Origin of the sequence: Methylorubrum podarium (genome assembly GCF_022179745.1) — a bacterium.
Taxonomy (GTDB): domain Bacteria; phylum Pseudomonadota; class Alphaproteobacteria; order Rhizobiales; family Beijerinckiaceae; genus Methylobacterium; species Methylobacterium podarium.
Window position 1 is genome coordinate 1 of sequence record NZ_BPRD01000638.1, and the last position, 1114, is coordinate 1114.

Here is a 1114-nt window from a genome sequence, read left to right on the forward strand (position 1 = left end):
ATGAAGCGGTCGATGCCGAGATCGATGTACTCCTTCATCCGGTCGGCGACCTGATCCGCCGAGCCGACCAGGGCCGTGCCCGCGCCGCCGCGCACGAGGCCGACGCCGGCCCAGAGGTTGGGCGAGACGACGAGCTTATTCCGGTCGCCGCCGTGGAGCGCCATCATCCGGCTCTGGCCGACGGAATCCTGGCGCTTCAGCGTGGCCTGCGCCTGGGCGATGGTGGCGTCGTCGAGCTTCGAGATCAGCCGGTCGGCCGCATCCCACGCCTCGCCTTCCGTCTCGCGCACGATCACGTGCAGGCGGATGCCGTAGGAGAAGGTCTTGCCTTTCTTCTCCGCCGCCTCGCGGGCGCGAGAAATCTTCTCGGCGACACCGGCGGGCGGCTCGCCCCAGGTGAGGTAGACCTCGCAATGCTCGGCCGCGACCTCGATCCCGGCGGGCGAGGAGCCGCCGAAATAGAGCGGCGGATAGGGCGCCTGGACGGGGCGGAAGATCACCCGGCCGTTCTCGGTGCGCAGGTGGCGGCCCTCGAAATTCACGGTCTCGCCGGCCATCAGCCCGCGCCAGATATGCAAAAACTCGTCGGTGACGACGTAGCGCTCGTCGTGATCGAGGAAGACGCCGTCGCCCTTGAGCTCGACCGGATCACCCCCGGTCACGACGTTGATGAGCAGGCGCCCGTCCGAGATCCGGTCGAGGGTGGCGGCCATGCGCGCGGCGACCGCCGGCTCCTGCAGGCCGGGGCGCACGGCGACGAGGAAGCGCAGCCGCTGCGTCAGGGGCGCCAGCGCCGAGGCGACGACCCAGGAATCCTCGCAGGATCGGCCGGTCGGCAGCAGCACGCCGTAATAGCCGAGGTCGTCCGCGGCCTGCGCGATCTGGCGCAGATAAGGAAGCGAGACGTCGCGGGCGCCGTCCGAGGCGCCGAGATAGCGGCCGTCGCCGTGGGTGGGCAGGAACCAGAGAACGTCGGTCTTGCCGTCGGTCTGGGCGGTCATGGGGTACGCTCCGAGAATTACGGAAAGGAAATCAGGCGCCCCGGCCGAGGAGCCGGTCGAGGATGCGGCCTTCGAGTTCGGCCAAGGCCGCATCGCCGCGGCGGCGGGGGCGC

1 protein-coding gene is annotated in these 1114 nt (G+C 70.2%); it reads right to left on the reverse strand.

Annotation, left to right across the window (positions count from 1 at the left end; translation table 11 throughout):
- Positions 1-1001 (reverse strand): FMNH2-dependent alkanesulfonate monooxygenase (gene ssuD, locus MFF42_RS25090; RefSeq protein WP_238258689.1); only part of this gene is annotated, 1001 nt, incomplete at its 3' end.
- Positions 1002-1114: the final 113 nt, after the last annotated feature.